The following is a 1021-nucleotide window of genomic DNA, read 5'->3' as shown; positions in this document are numbered from 1 at the left end:
AGCGTGGGAAACGTGCAGCCGTCCGTTGGGGAGCGCCTCACGAACCTTCGCGAACGAAAATACTGCGGCCTTCAGGGTCCTTCACGATCATGCGGCGCATGCCGGGTTCAACGTCCCGCCATAACGGAATGCCCGCCGCCAGCACGCTCTCTCGAGCATGGTCAAGATTGGCGACGTCCACGCCGATCATGATCCCGGAGCCGACGACATCCTTGCCGGGATAGATTTCAAGAACCGTCGCGCCGCTCGTGCAGGCCAGATGCTCGGGTCCTGACCCATGCCGTTCCGTCACGAATTCACACCCGAGCAGGCGATAGATGTCAGCCGTGCGCTCGATATCATGAGCAAAGATTGTGACGAAGCTGATCATGGTTGGGCTCTCTCTTTGAGGAGCAGTTTCCGCCTGGGCTGCTTGAAAGATCTAGTTTGAGGATTTCAGTTCAAACGCAAACACCCCACTCGGCTTCGGCGCGCCGCCGCCGTTTCCGCCGACATCGGGCACCTGATACTCGCCAAGCAGGCGAAGCCGCGCCCTGGGCAGCCAGGCGCGGCCCGGATCGCCGACCAGCACCTCGATGCCGGCGGCGAGGCAGCGGTCGAGGAAGGGGATGACCCGCCGCGCCACCGCCTGCCCGTAGAAGACGTCGCCGGCCAGCACCAGGTCGACCGCCGGCGGCGGCCCGGCTGTAATATCCTCGCCCATTGTCGTGATGACGACGCCGTTGGCCGCCGCGTTGAGGCCGAGCGCGACGACGCCGTTGCAATCGATTTCCGTCGCGAGCACCTCGCGCGCGCCGGCTTTGGCCGCGGCGATGCCGACCAGCCCCGAGCCGGCGCCGAGATCGAGCACGCGGCGGTCCATCACGATCGAAGGCCGGTCGAGCACATAGCGCGCCAGCACGGCGCCGCCCGCCCAGGCATAGGCCCAGTAGGGCGGTTCGGCCGCGCTTTCCTCGGCGTCGCCGTCCGGTTCCAGCAGCCGCCTCAGCCCGCTGCCAGGGTGGGCCATGTAGAGGCGGAT

Annotated in this window: 2 protein-coding genes; both read right to left on the bottom strand. The window is 66.4% G+C overall.

Going from position 1 to position 1021, the window contains the following annotated elements; translation table 11 throughout:
• Window positions 1–37: 37 nt before the first annotated feature.
• Entirely contained in the window at window positions 38–370 is a 333-nt protein-coding gene (locus EOA29_RS37730) for a glyoxalase (RefSeq protein ID WP_126090445.1), read from the bottom strand.
• A 51-nt stretch (window positions 371–421) separates the two neighbouring features.
• Window positions 422–1021 (bottom strand): 50S ribosomal protein L11 methyltransferase (locus EOA29_RS37725; RefSeq protein ID WP_145970097.1); only part of this gene is annotated, 600 nt, incomplete at its 5' end.

This window comes from Mesorhizobium sp. M1E.F.Ca.ET.063.01.1.1, assembly GCF_003998155.1.
GTDB lineage: Bacteria > Pseudomonadota > Alphaproteobacteria > Rhizobiales > Rhizobiaceae > Mesorhizobium.
The sequence above is the reverse complement of the archived record's forward strand: the minus strand, read 5'-3'. Positions and strand labels throughout refer to the sequence as shown.

Excerpts from the sequence above, each read along its gene's own strand:
- EOA29_RS37730 (WP_126090445.1), bottom strand. The coding sequence starts at position 370 with ATGATCAGCTTCGTCACAATCTTTGCTCATGATATCGAGCGCACGGCT.